This is a genomic window from Hyphomonas sp. GM-8P, from assembly GCF_003263315.1.
Taxonomy (GTDB): domain Bacteria; phylum Pseudomonadota; class Alphaproteobacteria; order Caulobacterales; family Hyphomonadaceae; genus Hyphomonas.
In genome coordinates this window covers 1-20,791 of the sequence record NZ_AWFE01000081.1, presented here as the reverse complement: position 1 = coordinate 20,791, position 20,791 = coordinate 1, and the positions used below count along the sequence as shown (strand labels likewise).

Below are 20,791 nucleotides of genomic sequence, written 5' to 3'. Positions count from 1 at the left end.
GGGCTGTAAGGCCCGCCTGCCGGCACGCTCAGAAATTCACGCGATTTGAGACCGCGCCATCCACGACGAGGTTCACACCCGTTGTGTAGGAAGAGGCGGGGCTGGCCAGGAATACGGCCGCATTCGCGATCTCCTGCGGCGTGGCGCAGCGACCGGTCGGGTTGCGGGAATTGGCCTGTTTGAAGAATTCCGGCTGGTTCGTCTCGATCATGTGCCAGATACCGCCCTCGAAATAGACCATGCCCGGCGAGACGACGTTCACGCGAAGGCGATTGGCAGCGTTCTCGCGGGCGAGGCCTTTGGCGAAGTGAATGAGTGATGCCTTGATAGGGCCGTAGGAGTCTGCCCGGTCTGCCTGCGCGGCAGAGACAGAAGCGATAATGACGAAGGCAGCATCGCCATGCGATTTGGCGGCCTTGTCCAGGAAGGGCTCGGCTGCGTTGAACGCGTTGACGGCGCCCAGCACGTCGAGCTGGAAGTTCTGCGTCCAGGCTTCCGGCGTATTGCCCTGCGCCATGGCACCCGCATTGGAGACCAGGATGTCGATGCCGCCGAGTTCGACGCCGGCTTTCCGGATCCATGATTTGAGGGCGTCTTCATCCGTGATGTCCACCGAAGCGCCGGTTGCTTTCACGCCTTTGGCCTGAAGCGCCTCGACGGTCTCGGCGACCTGTTTTTCGTTCCGGGCGCAGACAGCGACATTCGCGCCTTCGCCTGCGAGCGTGTCGGCGATGGCGCGGCCAATGCCGCGTGTGCCACCAAGAATGACGGCGTTCTTTCCTTTAAGATGCAGATCCACTTCGGTTTCCTCCTGCGGTTTCTCGCGAGTGTGACGGTAAAGGCGGGTAAATCCAACACCTGTCGTAACGTAGAGACTTGCCAGCCCGGCCCGCCATTGGTTCATGGAAGGCATGCAAAACCTTCTCTCCATCGCTGCCGACATCGGTGAGCACCTCAGACAGCGCGGCGAAACCGTCGCGATTTCGGAATCCTCGGCGGGAGGACTGATCTCGGCAGCCTTGCTGGCTCAGCCGGGGGCGTCAGCCTTCTACCGGGGCGGCGGGGTGATTTATACGCCTCAGGCGTTTCGCGGCCTGTTGGGCCTCACAAAGGAAGACCTGGGCGACATGCGCTCCTCGACGGAGCCCTATGCTCGGCTGCTCTCGCGGACGATCCGCGGGAAGCTGCGGGCAGATTGGGGGCTTTGCGAGACAGGGGCTTCCGGCCCAACTGGCAATGGCTATGGCGATGCGGCGGGACACACCTGCGTCGCGGTCTGCGGGCCCGACGGTTTCGAGGTTTCCCGCACCCTGGAAACGGGCCTTAACGATCGGGAAGACAATATGCGCCGCTTCGCCATCGAGGCGCTGGACCTGCTGCACGCTGCGCTGACCTGAGTTTTACTCGAAGTCGGCGCCGTAACCCTGCTGATCCTTGGTCAGGTCGCCGAAGCGCGTGATGTTGGAATCGAAGGCGAGTTCGACACGGCCGATTGGACCGTGACGCTGCTTGCCGATGATACATTCGGCCTTGCCGTAGACTTCATCCATGCGCTGGCGCCACTTGGCCCATTTTTCGTTTGAAGCCGGATCGCTCGGATCGGCGCCGGGTTCGGTCCGGGCGAGGTAGTATTCTTCGCGATAGACGAACATGACGACGTCGGCATCCTGCTCGATGGAGCCGGATTCGCGAAGGTCGGAGAGCTGCGGGCGCTTGTCGTCACGCTGCTCCACGGCACGGGATAGCTGGGACAGTGCGATGATGGGGACGTTCAGGTCCTTTGCCAGCGCCTTCAGAGAGGTGGTGATCTGGGTGATCTCCTGCACGCGGCTGGAATTGGCGCCGGATGTGCTGACCGTGATCAGCTGCAGGTAGTCGATCACGATCATGTCGAGGCCGACAGACCGCTGCAGGCGGCGGGCACGGGCAGCCAGCTGGCTGATCGAGATGCCGCCGGTATCATCGATGTAGAGCGGAAGGTTTTGAAGCTCTTCCGTGGCTTCGCGCAGGCGTTCGAAATCGCCCTTGTCGAGATCGCCCTGGCGAATGCGGTGCGTGGTGATGCCAGTGCGTTCCGCGATGATACGCGTGGCGAGCTGTTCGTTCGACATCTCCAGTGAGAAGAAGCCAACGATCGCTCCGTCTACTGTTTTCTTGGAGCCGTCCTCCTGCATCTCGGCGCGATAGGCTGAGGCTGCGTTGTAGGCGATGTTGGTTGCGAGCGAGGTCTTACCCATAGATGGGCGCCCAGCGAGGATAATGAGGTCGGACCGGTGCATGCCGCCGAGCTTTTCATCGAGGTCGCGCAGGCCGGTCGGGATGCCGGCAATCTTGCCTTCGCGCTTGTAGGCCGCCTCGGCAGTTTTCAGCGATTCCGTCAGCGCCTCGGCGAAGCTGGTAAAGCCACGCCCGGACGCGCCGCGTTCGGCAAGATCGAACAGCTGGCGTTCAGCGAGTTCGATCTGCCGCTCGCCGCTTTCATCCGGGGAGGGGTGGAGGGCGCGACCCTGCAGGTCGCTGCCGATCCCGACCAGAGAACGGCGCATGGCGAGGTCGCGGATCATGTGTGCGTAGTCGCTCACCTCGGCGCCGAAGGCCGCAGAGTCGAGCAATTGTTCAAGGTAGCGGGCGCCACCGATTTCGGAGAGCTTCTCGGCCTTTTCGAAATGCTCTCGCAGGGTCACGCCGTCGGCGATGCGACCCTGCTGAATCATCACGGATGCGACCTCATAGAGTTCCTGGTGGGCCGGAGCGTAAAAGTCCGACGCACGCAGGATATCCGCGACGCGCTGATAGGAGTTGTTGTCGAACAGGATCGCGCCCAGCACAGCGGCTTCGGCCGACAGATTGTGCGGCGGCGCGATGGTGTCTTTGGGGGAAGCTGTGTCGTCAAGAGGCATGATATTAACCCTACCTTACCTCAGGTGAGAGTGCACGGTGATAGAGCGGCCAGACCTGTGGATAAATACCTCTCATCGGTGGATGACCCGCGAAGCCCCGGAAATGCCAAAGAAAAAGGCCGCACCCGGAAGTGCGGCCTTTCTAATCTTGGATGCCGGGAAGCTTATTCTTCTTCAGCCGGGCCTTCAGCAGCGCGGTCGGCAGCTGCTTCGGCCAGTTCGCCGGCTTGTTCGTCAGCCATCGCCTGGTTTGCAGCCTGCAGCGCCGCAACGATGTCTTCGCCTTTGGCCTGACGGTCAGCTTCGTCCTGCGAGCGGGCGACGTTTGCCTGCACAGTGACAGTCACTTCCGCGTGGAGGCGAACGGACACGTCGTACATGCCGATCTCTTTGATCGGCTTGTCGAGGCGCACGCCGGAACGCGGCACGCTGTAGCCAGCTGCTTCAGCAGCGTCTGCGATGTCACGGGCGGTGACGGAGCCATAAAGGTGGCCAGTGTCGCCAGCCTGACGGATCAGCACGAAGATTGCGCCGTCCAGCTTCTGGGATTCGTTCTCAGCAGCTGCGCGGGCTTCCGCGTTGCGGGCTTCGATGGCGTCGCGTTCACGCTCGAAACGGGCGCGGTTGCGGTCGTTGGCCATCAGGGCCTTGCCTTGCGGGAGAAGGAAGTTGCGGGCGAAACCGTTCTTCACTTTCACTTCTTCGCCGATACCGCCGAGGTTTTCGACGCGCTCAAGGAGGATCACTTGCATGTCAGTCTCTCCTTACTTCACTTCGAAGGGAAGCAGGGCGAGCATGCGGGCACGTTTGATGGCCTGGGCAAGCTTGCGCTGGTTCTTCAGGTTCACAGCCGTGATACGGCTCGGCACGATTTTCCCTTTTTCAGAGATGTAGCGCTGGAGCAGTTTCACGTCCTTGTAGTCGATCGCCTGGGCGTTATCGCCCGAAAACGGATCAACCTTGCGGCGGCGGCCGAACGGACGGCGGGCCGGGATATTCGTAATGTTCAGTTTCTGAGCCATGTCCTGTCCCTTTCCTAGTCGCGGCGGCGTTCTTTGCGGGAGAGGACCGGCGACGGTTCGTCGGTGAGCTCTTCCACGCGGATGGTCATGTAGCGCATCACGTCTTCGGACAGGCGCTGGCGGCGTTCCAGTTCGTGGATCGCTTCAGCCGGACCGTCGATGTTGATCAGCGAGTAGTGACCCTTGCGCTGCTTCTTGATCGGGTAGGCAAGGTTGCGAAGGCCCCAGTATTCGGTCTTGCCGATGGTGGCGCCTTTTTCCTTGAGAAAGCCGGACAGTTCTTCGACAAAAGAGTCGACCTGGGCCGGCGAGATGTCAGGTCGTGTGATCACGACATGCTCGTAAAAAGCCATGTTTTCATTCCCAAAATCAAAGGGGTGCGGCGCCTGACAGCGGGAAACTGCCGGACGATGGCCCCTCTTCCCCCGGCTCATTCCGGAGTACCAAGGACCGCATCCCTGTCCATGAAGGCGGCTGTAAAGCCTATCTGGCAAGGAATTTCAATAGCTTGCGCACACGCGGTGTCACCTTTAGGCACGGCGAAAATTTCGGGAGAATCGCCGATGATCAAACTCGCTTTCATTTTTCCTGGCCAGGGCAGCCAGGAAATCGGCATGGGCAAGGCCCTGGCCGATGCCTATCCGGCCGCCCGTGAGGTGTTCCAGACCGTCGATGAGGCGCTCGGCCAGAAGCTGTCGGACCTGATGTGGAATGGCACGATTGAAGAGCTGACGCTCACGGCAAACACCCAGCCCGCTCTGATGAGCCATTCGCTGGCTGCCATGAAGGCTCTGGAGGCCGAATTCGGCATTTCCGCAAAGGACGCCGCCTTTGTGGCTGGCCATTCGCTAGGCGAATATTCGGCGCTGGCTGCAGCAGGATCGCTGACCATCGCCGATACGGCACGTCTGCTGCGCATTCGCGGTAATGCCATGCAGTCGGCCGTCCAGCCCGGTGAAGGCGCCATGGCGGCGCTTCTGGGCGCCGATGTGGCGCAGGCCGAAGCCGCTTGTGCCGCTGGCCGGGAGGCAGGTGGGGCGTGCGAACTGGCGAACGACAACGCACCAGGCCAGCTGGTGCTGTCCGGCTCCAAATCCGCAATCGACGCGGCTTGTGAGTGGGCGAGGGCCAATGGCGTGAAGAAGGCAATGCCGCTGAACGTGTCCGCGCCGTTCCACTGCTCGCTGATGCAGCCTGCGGCGGACGCCATGGCCGAAGCGTTGGCCAGCACCGATATCAAGGCGCCGGTCGTTCCGGTCGTCGCCAACGTTTCCGCGGCGCCGGTCACCGATCCGGAAACGATCCGTCAAAACCTCGTCGCTCAAGTCACTGGCCGCGTGCGCTGGACCGAGAGCGTGCAGTTCATGGTGGCTGAAGGCGTCGACACAACGGGCGAAGTTGGCAACGGTAAAGTGTTGACGGTCATGCAGCGCCGCATCGAAAAATCACTGAACGGCTTCACCCTCGGTTCGCCTGAGGATCTGGAAGCCTTCGCACAAGCCTTGAAGGGATAATCCCATGTTCACACTCTCCGGCCGTACGGCCCTCGTTACGGGCGCTTCCGGCGGCATCGGCAGCGCTATTGCGAAAGCCATGTCTGAAGCCGGCGCGAAAGTCGTCCTGTCCGGTACGCGTGAAGGCGTGCTGAATGAGGTGGCGGCGACTCTGCCCGGCGAAAGCGCTGTGGTGACCTGCAACCTGTCCGACCCGGAGGCCGTTGATGGCCTCGCTGCAAAGGCGGAAGAGGTGATCGGGCCGCTCGACATCCTCGTCGCGAATGCTGGTATCACGCGCGACAAGCTGCTGATGCAGATGAAGGATGACGACTGGAACGATGTCATCAACGTCAATCTTGGCTCCTATTACCGCCTGACCAAGAGTGTCGTGCGGGGCATGATGAAGCGCCGCCACGGCCGCATTATCGGCATCACGTCTGTCGTTGGCGTGACCGGTAATCCGGGGCAGACGAACTATTGCGCGTCCAAGGCGGGCATGATCGGCTTCACCAAATCGCTGGCTCAGGAAGTCGCGAGCCGCGGCATTACGGCTAACGCGATCGCGCCCGGCTTCATCGAATCGCCGATGACGGATGTGCTGCCTGAAGCGCAGAAGAGTTCGCTTCTCGGGAGAATTCCGGCCGGCCGGCTGGGACAGGGTGGCGATATTGCTGCAGCTGCTGTGTATCTGGCTTCGGACGAAGCCGCTTACGTTACGGGGCAGACGCTGCACGTAAATGGCGGTATGGCCATGATCTGATAGGCACAGTTCACAGCTATACAAGGGCTTGGCGGCTCGGATAACTGTGTGCTAGGCGCAACACAATGGTTCGGATTTCGGGCCATTCCTCAGGCATTTAAGAGAGGTAAGCATGTCTGACGTTCTTGAACGTGTTAAGAAAATCGTTGTCGACAATCTCGACGTGGAAGGTGACAAGGTCGTCGAAAGCGCGAGCTTCATCGACGATCTGGGCGCAGACTCGCTGGACCTCGTCGAGCTGGTCATGGCTTTTGAGGAAGAGTTCAATATCGAAATCCCGGACGATGTGCAGGAATCCATCCGCACTGTCGGCGACGCCGTGACCCATATCAAGGCTCACATTTAAGACATCCTGGACAGGAGGGGTCTCCATGTCTGACCGCCGCGTCGTCATTACTGGCATTGGTATCGTGTCGCCGCTCGCGGCGACACGCGAGGCCACTTGGGAACGTTTGCTTGCCGGGAAGTCCGGGGCCGGACGTATCGATACGTTCGATCCTGAGGATATGCCCTGCAAGATCGCTTTCCAGGTGCCATGGGTGACTGGCCGTGGTGGCGGAGAGGGGGACCCCGAAGCGTTCGATTCGGAAAAATTCGTCTCCAAGAAAGAGATGCGCCGGATCGACGAGTTCATTCTCTACGCCCTCGCGGCGGCAGAGGAGGCTGTCGAAGACGCCAATTGGCGGCCCGAAGATGAAGAAGAGAAGGAACGCACAGGCGTCCTGATCGGATCGGGCATCGGCGGTCTTGAATCCATCTACGATACGGCCATCACGCTGCACGAGCACGGTCCGCGCAAGGTGAGTCCGTTCTTCATTCCTTCGGCCCTGATCAACCTCGCCTCCGGCCAGGTCTCGATCAAATACGGGTTCAAGGGACCGAATCATTCGGTCGTGACGGCCTGCGCCACGGGTGCCCACGCCATCGGGGACTCGTCCCGCCTCATCAAGTATGGCGACGCCGATGTGATGATCGCAGGTGGCTCCGAAGCCGTGATCGGCCGTATTGGCATTGCCGGTTTCTGCGCCGCCAAGGCCATGTCGACCAATTTCAATGACACGCCCGAAAAAGCTTCGCGTCCCTATGACAAGGACCGTGACGGCTTCGTCATGGGTGAAGGTGCAGCTGTCCTGGTGCTTGAAGAGTATGAGCACGCCAAGGCCCGCGGCGCGAAGATCTACGCTGAAGTGTCCGGCTATGGCCTGACCGGCGACGCTTACCACATCACGGCCCCTGCCGAAGGTGCTGAAGGTGGCTACCGCGCCATGAAAATGGCGCTCAAGAATTCCGGCATCGATCCGACCGAAATCGACTACGTCAACGCACACGGTACCTCGACGCCGAAAGGTGACGAAGGCGAAGCGGGCGCAGTCGAGCGTGCATTTGGCGATCATGCGAAAAACATGTCCATGTCATCGACCAAATCAGCGGTTGGGCACTTGCTCGGCGCCGCTGGTGCGATCGAAAGCGCCTTCTGTGCGCTGGCTATTCGTGACCAGGTGATGCCGCCGACGCTGAACCTCGATAATCCGAGCTTCGAGACGGTGATCGACCTCATCCCGCACAAGGCCAAGAAGGGCCGGGTGCGTGCCGCTATGTCGAACAGCTTCGGCTTTGGTGGAACAAACGCCAGCCTCGTTCTGCGCGAGGTGAAGTAAGTCCCTTTCCGGAGTCCTGCACCCCGCTTAGGCTGCGGTGCAGGAAACCCGCTGATTGAGGCTGCGCATGAAATTCCTAAAGGGCCTGCTGTCGCTCATAGTCCTTGCCCTCGTCATAGGCGGGGCCGCAGCCGGTGCTGGCTGGGTCTGGATGCAGGATGCGCTGAACCGCGATGGACCGCTGGCTGAAGATGTCGTGTTCCATGTTGAACCGGGCGAAGGCCTTGCCAGCGTCGCGGTACGACTGGAACAGGAAGGCATCATTCGCGATGCGAAGCTGATCCGCCTCAAGGCGAAGCTCGAGAATACCGAAACGGATATAAAAACCGGCGAGTTCAAGATCGAGCGTGGCGCCAGCATGGTCGAAGTGCTGCACACGCTGATCGAGGGCAAGGGTGTCCTCTACAAGATCACCTTGCCCGAAGGCCGTACTACGGCGCAGCTCCTGAAAGTGATTGAGGCAGATCCGGTTCTGGTTGGCGACATGCCGGAGCAAGACATCCCGGAAGGCTCGCTCCTTCCGGATACGTATTTGTTCGATCGCGGCATGACACGCGCTGAGATGATCAAGCTGATGCAGGACAAGCAGACAGAACTGCTGGAAGATCTGTGGCCGAAACGCGATCCGGATATTCCGGTAAAAACCCCGTATGAAGCCGTCATTCTTGCGTCCGTCGTGGAGAAGGAAACCGGTCTTGTAGAGGAGCAGCCAGAGATTGCGGCTCTGTTCACGACCCGTCTGAAACGCGGCATGCGGCTGGAGAGCGATCCCACGATCATTTACGGCGTTTCGCGCGGTGAGCCGCTGTACAATTCTAAGGGACAACGGCGCACGCTCCGCCGTTCCGAGATCGACACAAAGACCGACTGGAACACCTACCAGATCGACGGATTGCCAAAGACACCAATCTGCAACCCAGGGCGCGGGGCGATCGAGGCAGTCCTGAACCCACCGCATACGGAATACATATTCTTCGTCGCAGACGGCAAGGGCGGGCACCTCTTCGCCAAGACGCTGGCGGAGCACAATCGCAACGTGGCCGCCTATCGCGCCTATGAGCGAAAAGAAATCGCACGGGAGCGGGCAGCGGAATGAGTGTACTTTCGGGGATGACTGGCTTTGCCCGCGTGGCGGGTGAAGCCGAGTGGGGAAGCTGGGCCTGGGAAGCGAAAAGCGTCAATGGCCGCGGGCTGGACGTGCGCGTGAATTATCCGCCGGGAATGGAAGCGCTGGAACGCGCTGTCAAATCGGCTGCAACGAAATTCTTCAAGCGGGGATCCCTTCAGGTCGCACTACGGATTGAACTCGCAAGCGGCGCTGACACGACGACGATCAATAACGCGCTTCTGGATGCGCTGGCCGCTGCCGTCGAGAAGCGGACTGGTACCGCTTTGTCAGGCGATGTGTTCGCCAGCCTGATGAATGTGAAAGGGGTCGTGGAGCCAGGGGCTTCAAACCTGCGTGATCTGGCGGGAGATGACGCGGTCATCAAGCTTTTGGCCAGTGCCGGCGAGGACGCGTTGCAGGCACTGCAAGTCGAGCGGCAGCGCGAGGGCGGTGTCCTGTCGGAGTTGCTGGAGGGCCTTGTGGCCGGCATGGAAGCGCACTGGCGCGAAGCTGGGGAGCTTGCCGCGTCGCAGCCTGCCTTGCTCAAGGAGCGCCTGACGAAGCAGCTGGACGAGCTGGATCCGGGGGGGCGGGTCGACAAGGACCGGATGGCCGCCGAGATCGCGCTGAGCGCCGCCAAGGCGGACGTGCGCGAGGAACTCGACCGGCTGAGCGCGCATTTCGCCTCTGCGAGAGAACTGCTCGCAGGCGGCTCTCCTGTTGGCCGGAAACTGGACTTCCTGGCTCAGGAACTGAACCGCGAAGCCAACACGCTCTGCTCGAAATCCATCAGCCTCGATTTGACGAATGCGGGACTCGGTCTCAAAGGACTAATCGACCAGTTCAAGGAGCAGGCCGCCAATGTCGAATAGCGGACACCCCAAAGACAGCGGCAAGCGCCGCGGCCTCATGCTGGTCCTGTCCAGCCCTTCGGGTGCCGGCAAGACGACGCTCGCCCGCAAGCTGATCGACGAGTTCCACGATGTGAAGCTTTCCGTCTCGGCCACGACACGCACGCCGCGTCCGGGCGAGGAAGACGGAAAGGATTATTTCTTCCGCAGCATCGAAGAGTTTCACGACATGATCGAGCGGCGCGAATTTCTCGAATGGGCGCATGTCTTCGACAAGTATTATGGCACTCCGAAGGCCGACACGGTCGCGCGCCTGGAGGCCGGGGAAGATGTTCTTTTCGATGTCGACTGGCAGGGCGCCGATGCGCTGCATGACCAGATGCCGAATGATGTGGTCTCAGTGTTCATCCTGCCGCCCAGTATCAGCGCGCTGGAGCAGCGCCTGGCCGCTCGGCCGGGCTCGACACCCGAGATCGTCACCCGGCGTATGGAAGACGCCAAGCGGGAGATCATGCATTGGCGGCGGTATGACTATGTCATCGTCAATGAAGACCTTGAAGTCGCTTATCAGCGGCTGCGTCGGATCCTGCTGGTCGAGCGTCTGAAGCGCTTGCGCCAGCTGGACCTCGAAAACCATGTCCGTCGCCTGTTGGGTGAGGCCTGAACCAGAACAGAGCTTGACTTGCACGCGCCATTGACGACGCTCGAAGGTAGTGCGGCGTTTCCACAATCCTACAGGGCCCCTGAATGACTGACCCCGGTGATCCGAAGCCAGACCTGCCAGAACGCGCCCCGGCGCGGCCTGTATGGCTTTTCTGGCTGATCCCTATGGCGGCGCTTGTTGGAATTGTCTGGTTTGTCCTGAGGGGCGACAGATCGCCGGAAGCTGCGGCGGGAGAGGCGGCGGTGACTTCAGAAGCAACCGACACCCAATGAAAAAACCCCGCAGCAGGCGCTGCGGGGTTTTTCTTTGTTCGGATTGTCAGAAGGATCAGGCCTTCGACATCGCCTCTTCAAAGTTCTGGGCGACTTTCTCGATGAAGCCTTCGGTCGTCAGGTAGCCCTGATCCGGGCCGACCAGCAGGGCGAGGTCTTTCGTCATGAAGCCGGCTTCGACGGTTTTCACGATGGTCGCTTCCAGCGTCTGGGCGAACTTGCGCACTTCCGGCGTACCGTCCATCCGGCCGCGATGATCGAGGCCTTGGGTCCAGGCGTAAATCGAGGCGATCGAGTTGGTCGACGTCGCTTCGCCTTTCTGGTGGTTGCGGTAGTGGCGTGTCACGGTGCCGTGAGCCGCTTCAGCTTCGACCGTATTGCCATCCGGGCTCATCAGCACGGAAGTCATCAGGCCAAGCGAACCGTAGCCCTGGGCAACGGTGTCAGACTGGACGTCGCCGTCATAGTTCTTACAAGCCCAGACATAGCCGCCAGACCATTTCATCGCCGCTGCCACCATGTCGTCGATCAGGCGGTGCTCATAGGTGCCGCCGAATTCTGCGAACTTGTCAGCGAACTCAGTGTCGAAAACTTCCTGGAAGATGTCCTTGAAGCGGCCGTCATAGGCTTTGAGGATGGTGTTCTTGGTGGAGAGGTATACCGGCCACTTGCGCTGCAGGCCATAGTTCATGCTGGCGCGGGCGAAGTCACGGATCGACTCGTCGAGGTTGTACATGCCCATCGCGATGCCGGAGCTCGGGAAGTCGAACACTTCGAATTCCTTGGAGTCGGAACCGTCTTCGGCTTCCCACTTCATGGTCAGCTTGCCTTTGCCCGGCACGAGGAAGTCGGTGGCCTTGTACTGGTCGCCGAAGGCGTGACGGCCGACAACAACCGGCTTCGTCCAGCCCGGCACGAGGCGCGGGATGTTCGAGATCACGATCGGCTCGCGGAACACAACGCCGCCGAGGATGTTGCGGATTGTGCCGTTCGGCGAACGCCACATCTTCTTCAGGCCGAATTCTTCCACGCGGGCTTCGTCCGGCGTGATCGTTGCACACTTCACAGCCACGCCATATTGCTTGGTGGCGTTGGCGGCGTCGATGGTGATCTGGTCGTCGGTTTCGTCGCGCTTCTGGATCGACAGGTCGTAGTACTTCAGGTCGACGTCCAGGTAGGGGTGGATCAGCTTGTCCTTGATAAGCTGCCAGATGATGCGGGTCATTTCGTCCCCGTCCATCTCGACGATCGGGTTCTTGACCTTGATTTTCGCCATATTTGGAAGTCCTTGCGCTTGTAATTGTCTGGCAGGCCTATAGCAGAGCCCGGGCAGGCGTCAAAACAGGTTACGACATGGCAGATCACCGCAGTCCGGCCATCATTCTCCACTCGCCCCAATTGGGTGAAAATATCGGCGCTGCTGCCCGTGTCATGCGCAACTTTGGTCTGACGGATCTGCGCCTTGTGACGCCCCGCGACGGCTGGCCGAATCCCGCCGCGGACACGATGTCGGCCGGTGCCTTTGAGGCGGGCGTGACGGTGTCTGTGCATGAAACACTGCAGGATGCGCTGGAAGGTATCACCTGGCTCGCCGCGGCGACGGCGCGGCTGCGGGGGATCGAGAAGCGGGTGGGCGATGCGCAGGATGCGGCCGACGTCGCGCACCAGCGGCTCGGCACCGGGAAATCGGCCATCATGTTCGGGGCGGAGAAGTCCGGCCTGCCGAATGATGCCGTGGCGGTCTCCGATTTCCTGATGACCTATCCGGTCGATGTGGATTTCAAGAGCCTGAACCTCGCTCAGGCCGTCTGCGTGTTCTGCGCGGAGTGGGGGAAGCTCGCCATCGGGCCACGTGCCGACGAGGGGGATAACAAGGCCGGCCTCGGTGATCTCGCCCCGCGTGACGAGCTTTACCGCATGTTCGAGCACTTCGAGGAAGAGCTTGAAAGAGCAGGATATTTCTTCCCGCCTGAGAAGACTCCGCTGATGAAAGACAACCTCCGCGCGGCCCTCATCCGGGCGGACTGGACGCGGCAGGAAGTGCAGACCTTCCGGGGCGCGATCAAGGCGCTGGCGCTCGGCCGGGGCAAGGCGCGGGTGATCCGTGACGACTGATCGCGTCGCTGTCATCGGCTCCGGCCCGGCTGGCCTGATGGCCGCTGAAGTGCTGTCGGAAGCCGGGGTGGGCGTCGACGTCTACGAGGCGATGCCGAGCGCCGGGCGCAAATTCCTGATGGCCGGAAAAAGCGGACTGAACATATCCCATACCGGATCAGGTCATGACTTCCTCATGCGATTCCGTGACTATAGCGGACTATTCCCTGACCATATCGGAGCTTTCGGACCGGACGAGGTGACCCGCTGGATGGAAGACCTCGGCATGCCGGCGCATGTCGGCCCGACGGGGCGAATCTTCCCCCAGTCGATGAAGGCCTCCCCGTTGCTCCGCGCCTGGCTGAGGCGGCTCTCGGAGCAGGGCGTGCGACTCCATCTCAAACACCGCTGGACCGGTTGGACGCAGGAGGGGGCGCTGTCCTTCGATACGCCCGAAGGCGAGTTGATCGTGCCACCTGCAGCGATAGTGTTCGCGCTCGGCGGCGGCAGTTGGCGCCGGCTGGGATCGGATGGCGCATGGGCCAGCCTGTTCGACCAGGCGGGAATCGAAGTGGCGCCATTCCGGCCTTCGAATTGCGGGTTTACCGTGGACTGGTCAGACCGGATGCGGGAGCAATTTGCAGGCGCGCCGGTCAAAGGTGTGAAGCTCTCTGCAGGCGGACAGGCGACGCGCGAGGAGTTTGCGGTCACGGCGCGCGGCGTGGAGAGCGGGGGCGTCTACACACTCTCGGCCGCTCTTGGCGACGAAATCGAAGCCAAAGGCAGCGCCACGCTGTGGCTGGACCTGCTGCCGGACCTGGACGTGGCGGAGACGGCGCGGCGGCTCGCGGCGGCCCCGGCGAAGCAGTCGTTTTCCAACCGGCTCCGCAAGGCGCTCAAGATCACGGGCGTGAAAGCAGCTCTGTTGTTCGAATGCGCAGATCGGGAAACGCTAAACGATCCGGCCCGCGCGGCGGAAGCGATCAAGGCGCTGCCGCTGAAGCTGACGGGGACGGTGCCTGTGGACGAGGCGATTTCGACGGCGGGCGGCGTTGCGTGGAATGCGCTGGACGAGCAGCTGATGCTGAAAGCAAAACCCGGCCATTTCTGCGCAGGCGAGATGATCGCGTGGGATGCGCCGACGGGCGGCTATCTGATCACGGCCTGCATGGCGACGGGCCGGGCGGCCGGACGCGGCGTGCTTGACTGGCTCGCACGCCGCGCCACGGAATAGTCCGGATTACTTGCCCTTCCAGACGGGGGCGCGTTTTTCGATGAAGGCTTTCGGGCCTTCCTTGAAGTCTTCGGTTCCGACGATGCTGGCAAAGGCCTTGCCGCTGTCTTTCCAGAGCTCTTCGTCGGTCTTGCTGGTGGCCTCGATGGCGACTGACCGGCTGGCGGCGACGGCAAGCGGCGCATTGGCCGTGATGCGGGCGGCGAGCTTTTCAGCTTCGGCCATCACTTCGGCTTCCGGGGCAACCTTGTTGACCATTCCAAGCTCATAAGCGCGCTGGGCCGGCAGCGGATCACCCGTCAGGATGACTTCGAGTGCCATCGACTTGCCGATGACGCGCGGCAGCCGGAACAGGCCGCCAGCGCCAGCGACGAGCGAGCGCTTCACTTCCGGCAGACCGAAATTCGTATCGTCTGCGCAGATGATCATGTCGCAGGAAAGAGCCACTTCCGTGCCGCCGGCGAGCGCGGAGCCCGTGATGGCCGCGATCAGAGGCTTGGTGCGCTCACGTTTTGCAATGCCTGCAAAGCCTCCTTTCTTGGTTGAAAGGGCGGCGCCATTGCCAGCCGAGATTTCTTTCAGGTCCGCACCGGCGCAGAAGGCCTTGCCGACGGCGGTGAGAATGCCCACCCACACTTCCGGATCGGATTCCATCTGGTCGAGCGCGGCTTCCATCGTCTGGGCCATTTCGCCATTGATGGCATTGCGGGCTTCCGGGCGATTCATTGTGATGATGGCGACGTGGCCCTTTTTTTCATATTCGACTGGCATATGGCTTCACTCCCTGATGCACATGTTGACTCGTTGCGGGCGAAGTAAACGCGTTGACGCTGCGTCCGCGCAAGGCCTGCCAAGGATGTGATTTTTGTGCGGGTGCGAAGGCGATTTTCCGCTTGGCAAACCTTGGGGAAGCCCCTCCAGCATATCGGCATGGAACTGAATCTGAGCCCCGAATACGAAGCCTTCCGGCAGGACGTGAACCGTATCCTGACGGAAAATTCCCATCTTGCCCCCGGGCCGGAAGACAGAGGGATGAAACATCCCAAGCGTCTCGCCTGGCAGAAATTCCTGATCGAGAACGGGCTGACAGCCCGAACCATCCCGAAGGAATATGGAGGATACGGCGCTGAGCCGGACTTGCTGAAGTCCCGGATCATTGCGGAAGAGTTTGCCCGCACGGGTATCGCCCGGCCAATGGGCGGGCAGGGTATCTCCATGCTGGTGCCGACCCTGCTAGAACTCGGCACGCCGGAGCAGAAGGAAGCCTACATTCGTCCAACGCTGTATGGTGAGATGATCTGGTGCCAGGGGTATTCAGAGCCGGGCGCAGGATCGGACCTTGCTGCGGTGCGCACGGCAGCGGTGGAAGACGGCGACGATTTCATCATCAACGGCCAGAAAATCTGGACCTCCACCGCAAAGCAGGCGGACATGATTTTCTGCCTTGTACGGACGGACCCGGACGCGAAGAAGCACGAAGGTATCAGCTATGTCCTGTTCTCCATGGAGACTCCGGGCATTGAAGTGCGGCCGCTGGTCGACATGACCGAGAACGCGAACTTCAACGAAGTGTTCTTCACCGATGTGCGCGTGCCGCAGAGCGGGATCGTGTTCGAGAAGAACAAGGGCTGGCAGGTGGCAAACGCCACGCTGACACATGAACGCGGCATGCTGGGTGATCCGAATGCCACCAAGGCGCGGTTCCTTGAACTCGTCGAACTGATGAAGGCCGAGACGCTGAATGGCGAACGCCTGATCGATAACCCGTTGCTGCGCGACCGGCTGATCAAGCTGCAAGGCGAAGTCTATGCGATGCAGGCGAACGGCCTGCGCGTGACGACGGCCAGCCTGAAGCGGGAAAGCGCAGGCCTCGCGGGCCTGATCGTCAAGCTGCAGGGCTGTGAACTCAATCACCAGATTGCCGGCCTCGCCATCGACGCGCTGGGCGAGCTTGGTATTCTCTATGGCGAGGGAGACCATCTGAGAGCGGATGGGTCCTGGCAATGGCGCTACATGTATGACCTCGGCCTGATCATTGGCGGCGGCACGGCGCAGATCCAGAAGAACATCATCTCCGAACGCGGCCTCGGCATGCCGCGCGAACCCAAGCCGGCAAAGGTGTAAGTCATGGAATTCGCACTCTCAGAAGACCAGCGTATGCTGCAGGATTCGATCAGCGGATTCCTGAAGGACAACGCGTCCCTCGACACGATCCGTAAGATTGCCGATGGCAATGCGGAGGCGAAAGCTGGACTGGATGCCGGCCTCGCGGAAATGGGCATCATGGGCTTGTACGTCCCAGAGGCGATGGGCGGTTCCGGCCTTGGCTTGCTGGAAGCCTGCCTTGTGCAGGAAGCGCTGGGCTACACTGTCGCGCCTTCCGGCTTCCTGGCGGCGACGGTTGCGGCGGACCTGCTGGCGAAGGATCAGGCAACTTATGCCAGCGGCATTGCGGATGGAGAGAAGGTGTTTGGCCTGGCCCTGACAGAGCTGGCCTCGCGCCGCGATGGTTCGGGTGTGACGGCTGACAATGGCCGCCTCAGCGGCACCAGCCTGCTCGCCGATGTGCCGACTGGCGCGACACATGTTCTGGTCGCGGACACGAGTGGCGCCTGTCACGTGGCCAGTGGCTGGTCCGCCAAGCCGATGCGCACGATTGACCGGACACGTACGTTCCAGGAACTCGCCTTCGACGGCGTCGCTGCGGAAGCCAGCACACAATCCGACCCGTCAGCGCTGGCGGTTGCTCGTCTGTTGGTCGCTGCGGATACGCTGGGCGCGGCTCAGGCGATGATCGACAAGGCGGTGGAGTATGCGAAAGAGCGAAAGCAGTTCGGCCGTGTCATTGGGTCGTTCCAGGCGGTGAAGCATCTCTGTGCTGAAATGGCTGCGAAGCTGGAGCCTGCTCGGGCCCTCGTCTGGCACGCGGCCTATGCGATGGACACGAAGGACCCGGAAGCGCTGGTCATGGCAAACCTCGCAAAGGCGCACCTCGCCGAAGTCGGCACGTTCGTCGCGAAGACCGCGACCGAAGTGCATGGCGGCATGGGCTTCACGGACCTTCTGGGTCTGCACTACTGGTTCAAACGCATCGGCGTGAACCGGCAGCTGTTCGGCAGCCCGGAACAGGTGCGTCAGACCGCGGCGGAGCTGCAGGGCCTGGTCGCCGCCTGATCAGATGCGCTCCGTCAGGCCTGACGGCGCAGGATCGTTTCCGGTTCTGCGCACAGGGCCTGCATGGGATTTTGCCGGAAACAGAGATGGTCTTCCGCGTCCAGCAACCCGCGAAGCCAATCGAGCACGTTGACGCAGCGCTCCAGCTGGCGGGAACGTTCCGGGAAGGACAACCTGATGTCCGCCCGGGCTTCCGGTATGGCGCAGATGCGCTGAAGGTCCGGATGTGCGGCTTCCACAAATGTGGGGAGTGCACATAGCGCTGCGCCGCTGCGGCATTCCGCGAGCACGGCGGCGAGGCTGTTCGAAACGGGCGAGCGCTGGCAGAACTGACGCAGGGCAGCCGAATGTGCACCGGGACTCGACGAGGCGGCATAACAAATTGTTCTGGGAAATGGTGCCCGGGGGCGGAATCGAACCACCGACACGCGGATTTTCAATCCGCTGCTCTACCCCTGAGCTACCCGGGCGGGCCGTGGGGAAGGGCGCTATCTAACGGAGCCCTGCGGGCTTGTCCATGCCGATTTCAGTCTTCTGCTGACATATCCCCGGCCTCGCCAGGACGGGGGGAGTCCTCGTCGTCAGTCACCGGCGGTCCGGGAATGGCGTAACCTTCATTGAGCCACCTGCCGAGGTCCACATCGGCGCAGCGTTTGGAGCAGAAAGGCCGGTACTCAGCGGAGACCGGTTTCTTGCGGCATTGGGCGCATTTCGGTTGGCGTTTCTCGGGGGGCACAGGCTGGCTCATGGGATTACGGAGACAAGTGGGGATTTCGGATCGGTCGAGTTGTAAGTGAAGCGGTCGCCGTACTTTTCCGCAAGGGCCTGTCTGACAGTCGTGCCCTCACGATTGAGCCATTCGAGTGCATGCTCCGGCAGATCAAGACGAAGCTTGTCCATGCGTTTGGCCCGCGCTTCCTGCTCCAGCAACCGGAATCCGTCGAAACAAACAGTTCTCGAATTCTTTTCTCCGGAAGGGGCCAGCAGGCGTTCCGCCATGGGGGTCTCAGCCCATTCGATCGAGGCCTGCAGGAGGCCAAGTTCTGATGGCAGCAGCACCCGGACGCGTTGGCTGGAGATGTCCTGGAAGACCTGGTTGAACCGGTCGCGGACCTGTTTGCCTGCTTCGCGGTTCAGCGGGCTGACGCAGTCCATGACCACGATGCCGCCGAGGTTTCTGAGCCTGATCTGCCGGGCGAGTTCGGCGGCAGCATCCTGATTGACCTTGAGCGCACGGTTCGCCGCCCGTCCCGTGTCAGTCCGGCCGGATGTATCGACATCCACGGCGACGAGCGCGCGGGTGCGTTCCAGGGTGATGTTGCCACCGGCGGGCAGGTTCACGGCATCTGAAATGACCATGTCGAACGCCATGGCAACCGTGTGGTCACCCGGCTCGACTTGCTCTATCTGAGCTGAGTCCCAGGGCTTGAGAGAGGAGAATTCGGGCGTCTGGTCGGCAAGGCCCACCCGGGCGAGCTTGCTGCCCTCACGGGGTTCGGCGACGACCCGCAATTCGAGCGATTGGCCCTCCGTCAGTCCGTGGCCTTCTTTAAGTCGGAGGAAAGCTTCACCGGCCCTATTGTCCAACTCGATGAAGCCGCCGCCCTGTCCAAGCGCAATTGCGCGTAGGCGCCCCGTTACCGTCTTGCCGAGCTGAACGGGCCTGTCTTCTGTCAGGCGGGAAAGGCGGACCGAAACCGGGCGGCCCGTTTCATCCAGCGCAACTTCACGCGTTTCCGCGGCGCATACTTCCTGAAGAATGCGAGCCGCGGGCATGTCCTCAACCGAGTTCCTTGATGAGGGCAGCCGTCACCGGGTCGTCTGCGGCGGTATCACCTGCCAGCGCCGGTTTCAGGCGGGTGGCCATTGTCTTGCCGCGCTCGACGCCCCATTGGTCGAACGGGTTCAGGCCCCAGAGTTTGCCGGCGAAATAGGTCCGGTGCTCGTAGAGGGCCACGAGACTGCCGAAGGCTTCCGGACCGAACGCCTTGTGGTGCAGGAAGGAAGACGCCCGGCCGCCCACATGGACTTTCTGTTTCGCCACGGCCTCGGAGAGGTCGGGCTCTTCAGCTTTCACCTCTTCCAGCGAGCGTCCATTGGCCAAGACTTCAGCCTGCGCCAGCGCGTGGGCCGTAAGGGCAGTGATGCCTTCCGGGTCGCGGTCGAAATCCGGTGCGAGAATGAATTCGCAGGGCACGTTTTGAGACCCCTGATGCAGCCATTGGTGATAGGAGTGTTGCCCGACGGAGCCTTCACCGCCCCACAAAGCAGGTGCTGTGGCGTAGGGCGCTGGCGTGCCAGCCGGACCGACAGTCTTTCCGTTCGATTCCATTTCCAGCTGCTGCAGATAGGTCGGCAGCATACGAAGCCGATGGGAATAGGCGAGCATGACCCGCATACTGCGTTCCACGAATGAGGCATTCCAGAAGTCGAGCAGGGCGAGGCGCATCGGCAGGTTTTCGGCGAGCGGTGTGGTGCGCGTGTGCGCATCCATGTCGGCCGCGCCTTTGAGGATCGCTTCGAACGTGCCGGCTTTCAGGTAGATCATGCAGGCCAGCGACGCAGCCGACCACAGCGAGAAACGCCCGCCGACAGACAGCGGCATGTCGAAAAGATAGCCGTCATTCCCGGCGAACCAGGCTTTTGCCCGTTCGGGATTAGCTGTCACGAGCGCGATCTGGCGGCTGGCTTCGGCGCCGAGAGAGGCTTCCATCCATTTGCGGGCCCGGCCGAGATTGTAGAGTGTCTCTTCCGTGCCGAATGATTTCGAGACACCGATAACCAGGGTTGTTGCCGGGTCTAGGCCGGTCAGGGCGTGTTCCAGATCCCACGGGTCAACATTGGCGCAGAAGCGCAGGTCGATGCCAGGGGCAGCGAGGTCTGTAAATGCATCCGCGACCAGGCGGGGACCGAAATCCGATCCGCCAATTCCGATGTGAAGCACGGCCTTGTAGGGCGTGCCTGCGATAGTCCGGATTTCTCCCTCCTGAACCCGCCGGGCAAACTCAAGGGCAGGTAGCACGCTCTGGCGGACGGTTTCGGCTTCTCCGGAAAGCGGCGCTTGTGCACGCAGCGCCCAATGCAGGGCCGGGCGGTTCTCCGATGGGTTCACGATGTCACCATCGAACAGAGACGCGGCCGCTGCTTCCAGCCCTGCCGTCTCACCATGGGCGAGCAAAGCGGCGTCTGCTTCTGCGTTCAGGTGCTGGCGGGAAAGGTCCGCCGTCCAGCCAGCAGCGGACAGTGCAGACCGACCGGCCCGGGCCGTTGCAAGGTCCTTCAGAGACGCGGCCTTGAGGGATGCGGCGAGGGAACCTAGATCAGCGCTCATATGGCGGGTCCTTTCCGTTGCTGGAAGTCACGGATTACCCATGGTTCGGCGCTGGGCGCAAGATGTGGTCCGGATAGGTGCAGCCGAACGCAAATGTGCGCTTGAATCCCTCGCCACACATGGGTATGAGGCCCGTTTAACAGGCCGCCGGCCTGGTTTGGTATCCCGTCCGGTGGGCCGGACAGAACACAAATTCAAGGAGAGGCCCGATGGGCAAGGCAAAGTTT

General features: G+C 61.6%; 24 protein-coding genes and 1 tRNA gene. 13 read left to right on the top strand and 12 right to left on the bottom strand.

Annotated elements, in window-relative coordinates; genetic code table 11:
- Positions 1-28: 28 nt before the first annotated feature.
- Complete coding sequence (locus HY26_RS12600; protein WP_034763066.1) at positions 29-799, bottom strand: SDR family oxidoreductase; 771 nt, start codon at positions 797-799, stop codon at positions 29-31.
- Positions 800-911: 112 nt separating this feature from the next.
- On the opposite strand from HY26_RS12600, the gene HY26_RS12595 reads away from it, so the two are divergent.
- Positions 912-1,397 (top strand): CinA family protein, encoded by a 486-nt coding sequence (locus tag HY26_RS12595; protein WP_065382977.1) that lies wholly within the window; start codon positions 912-914, stop codon positions 1,395-1,397.
- Positions 1,398-1,400: 3 nt separating this feature from the next.
- Here the strand turns inward: HY26_RS12595 and HY26_RS12590 are convergent, their stop codons facing one another.
- The 4 genes from HY26_RS12590 to rpsF all read right to left on the bottom strand — a co-directional run bounded on the left by HY26_RS12590 (position 1,401) and on the right by rpsF (position 4,275).
- Positions 1,401-2,900 carry a replicative DNA helicase gene (locus tag HY26_RS12590; RefSeq protein WP_034762776.1) on the bottom strand — a complete coding sequence of 500 codons (1,500 nt, stop codon included), beginning with the start codon at positions 2,898-2,900 and terminating at the stop codon, positions 1,401-1,403.
- Between the two features lie 164 nt (positions 2,901-3,064).
- Positions 3,065-3,652: a 50S ribosomal protein L9 gene (gene rplI / locus HY26_RS12585; RefSeq protein WP_034762773.1), complete on the bottom strand. Its 588-nt coding sequence runs from the start codon at positions 3,650-3,652 to the stop codon at positions 3,065-3,067.
- A 12-nt stretch (positions 3,653-3,664) separates the two neighbouring features.
- Positions 3,665-3,922, bottom strand: coding sequence for a 30S ribosomal protein S18 (gene rpsR / locus HY26_RS12580; RefSeq protein WP_034762771.1), 258 nt, complete (start codon positions 3,920-3,922; stop codon positions 3,665-3,667).
- 14 nt (positions 3,923-3,936) lie between these two features.
- Positions 3,937-4,275 carry a 30S ribosomal protein S6 gene (gene rpsF, locus HY26_RS12575; protein WP_034762768.1) on the bottom strand — a complete coding sequence of 113 codons (339 nt, stop codon included), beginning with the start codon at positions 4,273-4,275 and terminating at the stop codon, positions 3,937-3,939.
- 213 nt (positions 4,276-4,488) lie between these two features.
- Here rpsF and fabD point away from each other — a divergent pair, with 213 nt between their 5' ends.
- The 8 genes from fabD to HY26_RS18860 all read left to right on the top strand — a co-directional run bounded on the left by fabD (position 4,489) and on the right by HY26_RS18860 (position 10,731).
- Positions 4,489-5,436 carry an ACP S-malonyltransferase gene (gene fabD, locus HY26_RS12570; protein ID WP_112073773.1) on the top strand — a complete coding sequence of 316 codons (948 nt, stop codon included), beginning with the start codon at positions 4,489-4,491 and terminating at the stop codon, positions 5,434-5,436.
- Between the two features lie 4 nt (positions 5,437-5,440).
- The gene (gene fabG, locus HY26_RS12565; RefSeq protein ID WP_065383241.1) at positions 5,441-6,178 is read left to right on the top strand and encodes a 3-oxoacyl-[acyl-carrier-protein] reductase; all 738 of its coding nucleotides are present in this window, start codon (positions 5,441-5,443) and stop codon (positions 6,176-6,178) included.
- 112 nt (positions 6,179-6,290) lie between these two features.
- Positions 6,291-6,524 carry an acyl carrier protein gene (locus HY26_RS12560; protein WP_034762761.1) on the top strand — a complete coding sequence of 78 codons (234 nt, stop codon included), beginning with the start codon at positions 6,291-6,293 and terminating at the stop codon, positions 6,522-6,524.
- Positions 6,525-6,549: 25 nt separating this feature from the next.
- Positions 6,550-7,836, top strand: a complete 1,287-nt coding sequence (gene fabF / locus HY26_RS12555; protein ID WP_065383240.1) for a beta-ketoacyl-ACP synthase II — start codon at positions 6,550-6,552, stop codon at positions 7,834-7,836.
- A gap of 67 nt (positions 7,837-7,903) precedes the next feature.
- Positions 7,904-8,932, top strand: a complete 1,029-nt coding sequence (mltG, locus tag HY26_RS12550; RefSeq protein WP_034762743.1) for an endolytic transglycosylase MltG — start codon at positions 7,904-7,906, stop codon at positions 8,930-8,932.
- The gene (locus HY26_RS12545) at positions 8,929-9,816 is read left to right on the top strand and encodes a YicC/YloC family endoribonuclease (protein ID WP_034762739.1); all 888 of its coding nucleotides are present in this window, start codon (positions 8,929-8,931) and stop codon (positions 9,814-9,816) included. The genes mltG and HY26_RS12545 overlap by 4 nt, the downstream gene beginning before the upstream one ends.
- Positions 9,806-10,459, top strand: a complete 654-nt coding sequence (gmk, locus tag HY26_RS12540) for a guanylate kinase (protein WP_034762737.1) — start codon at positions 9,806-9,808, stop codon at positions 10,457-10,459. Before HY26_RS12545 ends, gmk begins: the two co-directional genes overlap by 11 nt.
- An 83-nt stretch (positions 10,460-10,542) precedes the next feature.
- Positions 10,543-10,731: a hypothetical protein gene (locus tag HY26_RS18860; protein ID WP_034762735.1), complete on the top strand. Its 189-nt coding sequence runs from the start codon at positions 10,543-10,545 to the stop codon at positions 10,729-10,731.
- 55 nt (positions 10,732-10,786) lie between these two features.
- Here HY26_RS18860 and HY26_RS12535 read toward each other — a convergent pair whose 3' ends face one another.
- On the bottom strand, positions 10,787-12,007 hold the full coding sequence (locus HY26_RS12535; protein ID WP_034762732.1) for an NADP-dependent isocitrate dehydrogenase: 1,221 nt from the start codon (positions 12,005-12,007) through the stop codon (positions 10,787-10,789).
- 77 nt (positions 12,008-12,084) lie between these two features.
- Between HY26_RS12535 and HY26_RS12530 the strand changes: the two genes are divergently transcribed.
- Together HY26_RS12530 and HY26_RS12525 are read left to right on the top strand one after the other, a co-directional pair.
- Complete coding sequence (locus tag HY26_RS12530; protein ID WP_034762730.1) at positions 12,085-12,846, top strand: RNA methyltransferase; 762 nt, start codon at positions 12,085-12,087, stop codon at positions 12,844-12,846.
- Positions 12,836-14,059, top strand: coding sequence for a TIGR03862 family flavoprotein (locus tag HY26_RS12525; protein ID WP_034762725.1), 1,224 nt, complete (start codon positions 12,836-12,838; stop codon positions 14,057-14,059). The genes HY26_RS12530 and HY26_RS12525 overlap by 11 nt, the downstream gene beginning before the upstream one ends.
- A 6-nt stretch (positions 14,060-14,065) precedes the next feature.
- On the opposite strand, the gene HY26_RS12520 is transcribed toward HY26_RS12525, so the two are convergent.
- Positions 14,066-14,830, bottom strand: coding sequence for a crotonase/enoyl-CoA hydratase family protein (locus tag HY26_RS12520; protein WP_034762722.1), 765 nt, complete (start codon positions 14,828-14,830; stop codon positions 14,066-14,068).
- A gap of 159 nt (positions 14,831-14,989) precedes the next feature.
- Here HY26_RS12520 and HY26_RS12515 point away from each other — a divergent pair, with 159 nt between their 5' ends.
- Both HY26_RS12515 and HY26_RS12510 read left to right on the top strand, forming a co-directional pair.
- Complete coding sequence (locus tag HY26_RS12515) at positions 14,990-16,183, top strand: acyl-CoA dehydrogenase family protein (RefSeq protein WP_034762719.1); 1,194 nt, start codon at positions 14,990-14,992, stop codon at positions 16,181-16,183.
- Positions 16,184-16,186: 3 nt separating this feature from the next.
- Positions 16,187-17,233, top strand: coding sequence for an acyl-CoA dehydrogenase family protein (locus HY26_RS12510; RefSeq protein ID WP_034762716.1), 1,047 nt, complete (start codon positions 16,187-16,189; stop codon positions 17,231-17,233).
- Positions 17,234-17,247: 14 nt separating this feature from the next.
- Here the strand turns inward: HY26_RS12510 and HY26_RS12505 are convergent, their stop codons facing one another.
- The 5 genes from HY26_RS12505 to HY26_RS12485 form a co-directional block, all read right to left on the bottom strand.
- Positions 17,248-17,523, bottom strand: coding sequence for a hypothetical protein (locus HY26_RS12505; RefSeq protein WP_139068947.1), 276 nt, complete (start codon positions 17,521-17,523; stop codon positions 17,248-17,250).
- A 105-nt stretch (positions 17,524-17,628) separates the two neighbouring features.
- A tRNA-Phe gene (locus HY26_RS12500) sits at positions 17,629-17,703 on the bottom strand.
- 56 nt (positions 17,704-17,759) lie between these two features.
- Positions 17,760-17,981: a DNA gyrase inhibitor YacG gene (locus tag HY26_RS12495; RefSeq protein WP_081812956.1), complete on the bottom strand. Its 222-nt coding sequence runs from the start codon at positions 17,979-17,981 to the stop codon at positions 17,760-17,762.
- A complete protein-coding gene (locus HY26_RS12490; protein WP_034762710.1) occupies positions 17,978-19,009 on the bottom strand; it encodes a ribonuclease E/G in 1,032 nt (343 codons plus the stop codon). Before HY26_RS12490 ends, HY26_RS12495 begins: the two co-directional genes overlap by 4 nt.
- Positions 19,010-19,013: 4 nt before the next feature.
- Complete coding sequence (locus HY26_RS12485) at positions 19,014-20,564, bottom strand: hypothetical protein (RefSeq protein ID WP_065383228.1); 1,551 nt, start codon at positions 20,562-20,564, stop codon at positions 19,014-19,016.
- Positions 20,565-20,791 lie beyond the last annotated feature (227 nt).

Excerpts from the sequence above, each read along its gene's own strand:
- HY26_RS12595 (WP_065382977.1), top strand. The coding sequence starts at position 912 with ATGCAAAACCTTCTCTCCATCGCTGCCGACATCGGTGAGCACCTCAGA.
- HY26_RS12590 (WP_034762776.1), bottom strand. The coding sequence starts at position 2,900 with ATGCCTCTTGACGACACAGCTTCCCCCAAAGACACCATCGCGCCGCCG.
- rplI (WP_034762773.1), bottom strand. The coding sequence starts at position 3,652 with ATGCAAGTGATCCTCCTTGAGCGCGTCGAAAACCTCGGCGGTATCGGC.
- rpsR (WP_034762771.1), bottom strand. The coding sequence starts at position 3,922 with ATGGCTCAGAAACTGAACATTACGAATATCCCGGCCCGCCGTCCGTTC.
- rpsF (WP_034762768.1), bottom strand. The coding sequence starts at position 4,275 with ATGGCTTTTTACGAGCATGTCGTGATCACACGACCTGACATCTCGCCG.
- fabG (WP_065383241.1), top strand. The coding sequence starts at position 5,441 with ATGTTCACACTCTCCGGCCGTACGGCCCTCGTTACGGGCGCTTCCGGC.
- HY26_RS12560 (WP_034762761.1), top strand. The coding sequence starts at position 6,291 with ATGTCTGACGTTCTTGAACGTGTTAAGAAAATCGTTGTCGACAATCTC.
- fabF (WP_065383240.1), top strand. The coding sequence starts at position 6,550 with ATGTCTGACCGCCGCGTCGTCATTACTGGCATTGGTATCGTGTCGCCG.
- mltG (WP_034762743.1), top strand. The coding sequence starts at position 7,904 with ATGAAATTCCTAAAGGGCCTGCTGTCGCTCATAGTCCTTGCCCTCGTC.
- HY26_RS12545 (WP_034762739.1), top strand. The coding sequence starts at position 8,929 with ATGAGTGTACTTTCGGGGATGACTGGCTTTGCCCGCGTGGCGGGTGAA.
- gmk (WP_034762737.1), top strand. The coding sequence starts at position 9,806 with ATGTCGAATAGCGGACACCCCAAAGACAGCGGCAAGCGCCGCGGCCTC.
- HY26_RS18860 (WP_034762735.1), top strand. The coding sequence starts at position 10,543 with ATGACTGACCCCGGTGATCCGAAGCCAGACCTGCCAGAACGCGCCCCG.
- HY26_RS12535 (WP_034762732.1), bottom strand. The coding sequence starts at position 12,007 with ATGGCGAAAATCAAGGTCAAGAACCCGATCGTCGAGATGGACGGGGAC.
- HY26_RS12530 (WP_034762730.1), top strand. The coding sequence starts at position 12,085 with ATGGCAGATCACCGCAGTCCGGCCATCATTCTCCACTCGCCCCAATTG.
- HY26_RS12520 (WP_034762722.1), bottom strand. The coding sequence starts at position 14,830 with ATGCCAGTCGAATATGAAAAAAAGGGCCACGTCGCCATCATCACAATG.
- HY26_RS12515 (WP_034762719.1), top strand. The coding sequence starts at position 14,990 with ATGGAACTGAATCTGAGCCCCGAATACGAAGCCTTCCGGCAGGACGTG.
- HY26_RS12510 (WP_034762716.1), top strand. The coding sequence starts at position 16,187 with ATGGAATTCGCACTCTCAGAAGACCAGCGTATGCTGCAGGATTCGATC.
- HY26_RS12495 (WP_081812956.1), bottom strand. The coding sequence starts at position 17,981 with ATGAGCCAGCCTGTGCCCCCCGAGAAACGCCAACCGAAATGCGCCCAA.
- HY26_RS12490 (WP_034762710.1), bottom strand. The coding sequence starts at position 19,009 with ATGCCCGCGGCTCGCATTCTTCAGGAAGTATGCGCCGCGGAAACGCGT.
- HY26_RS12485 (WP_065383228.1), bottom strand. The coding sequence starts at position 20,564 with ATGAGCGCTGATCTAGGTTCCCTCGCCGCATCCCTCAAGGCCGCGTCT.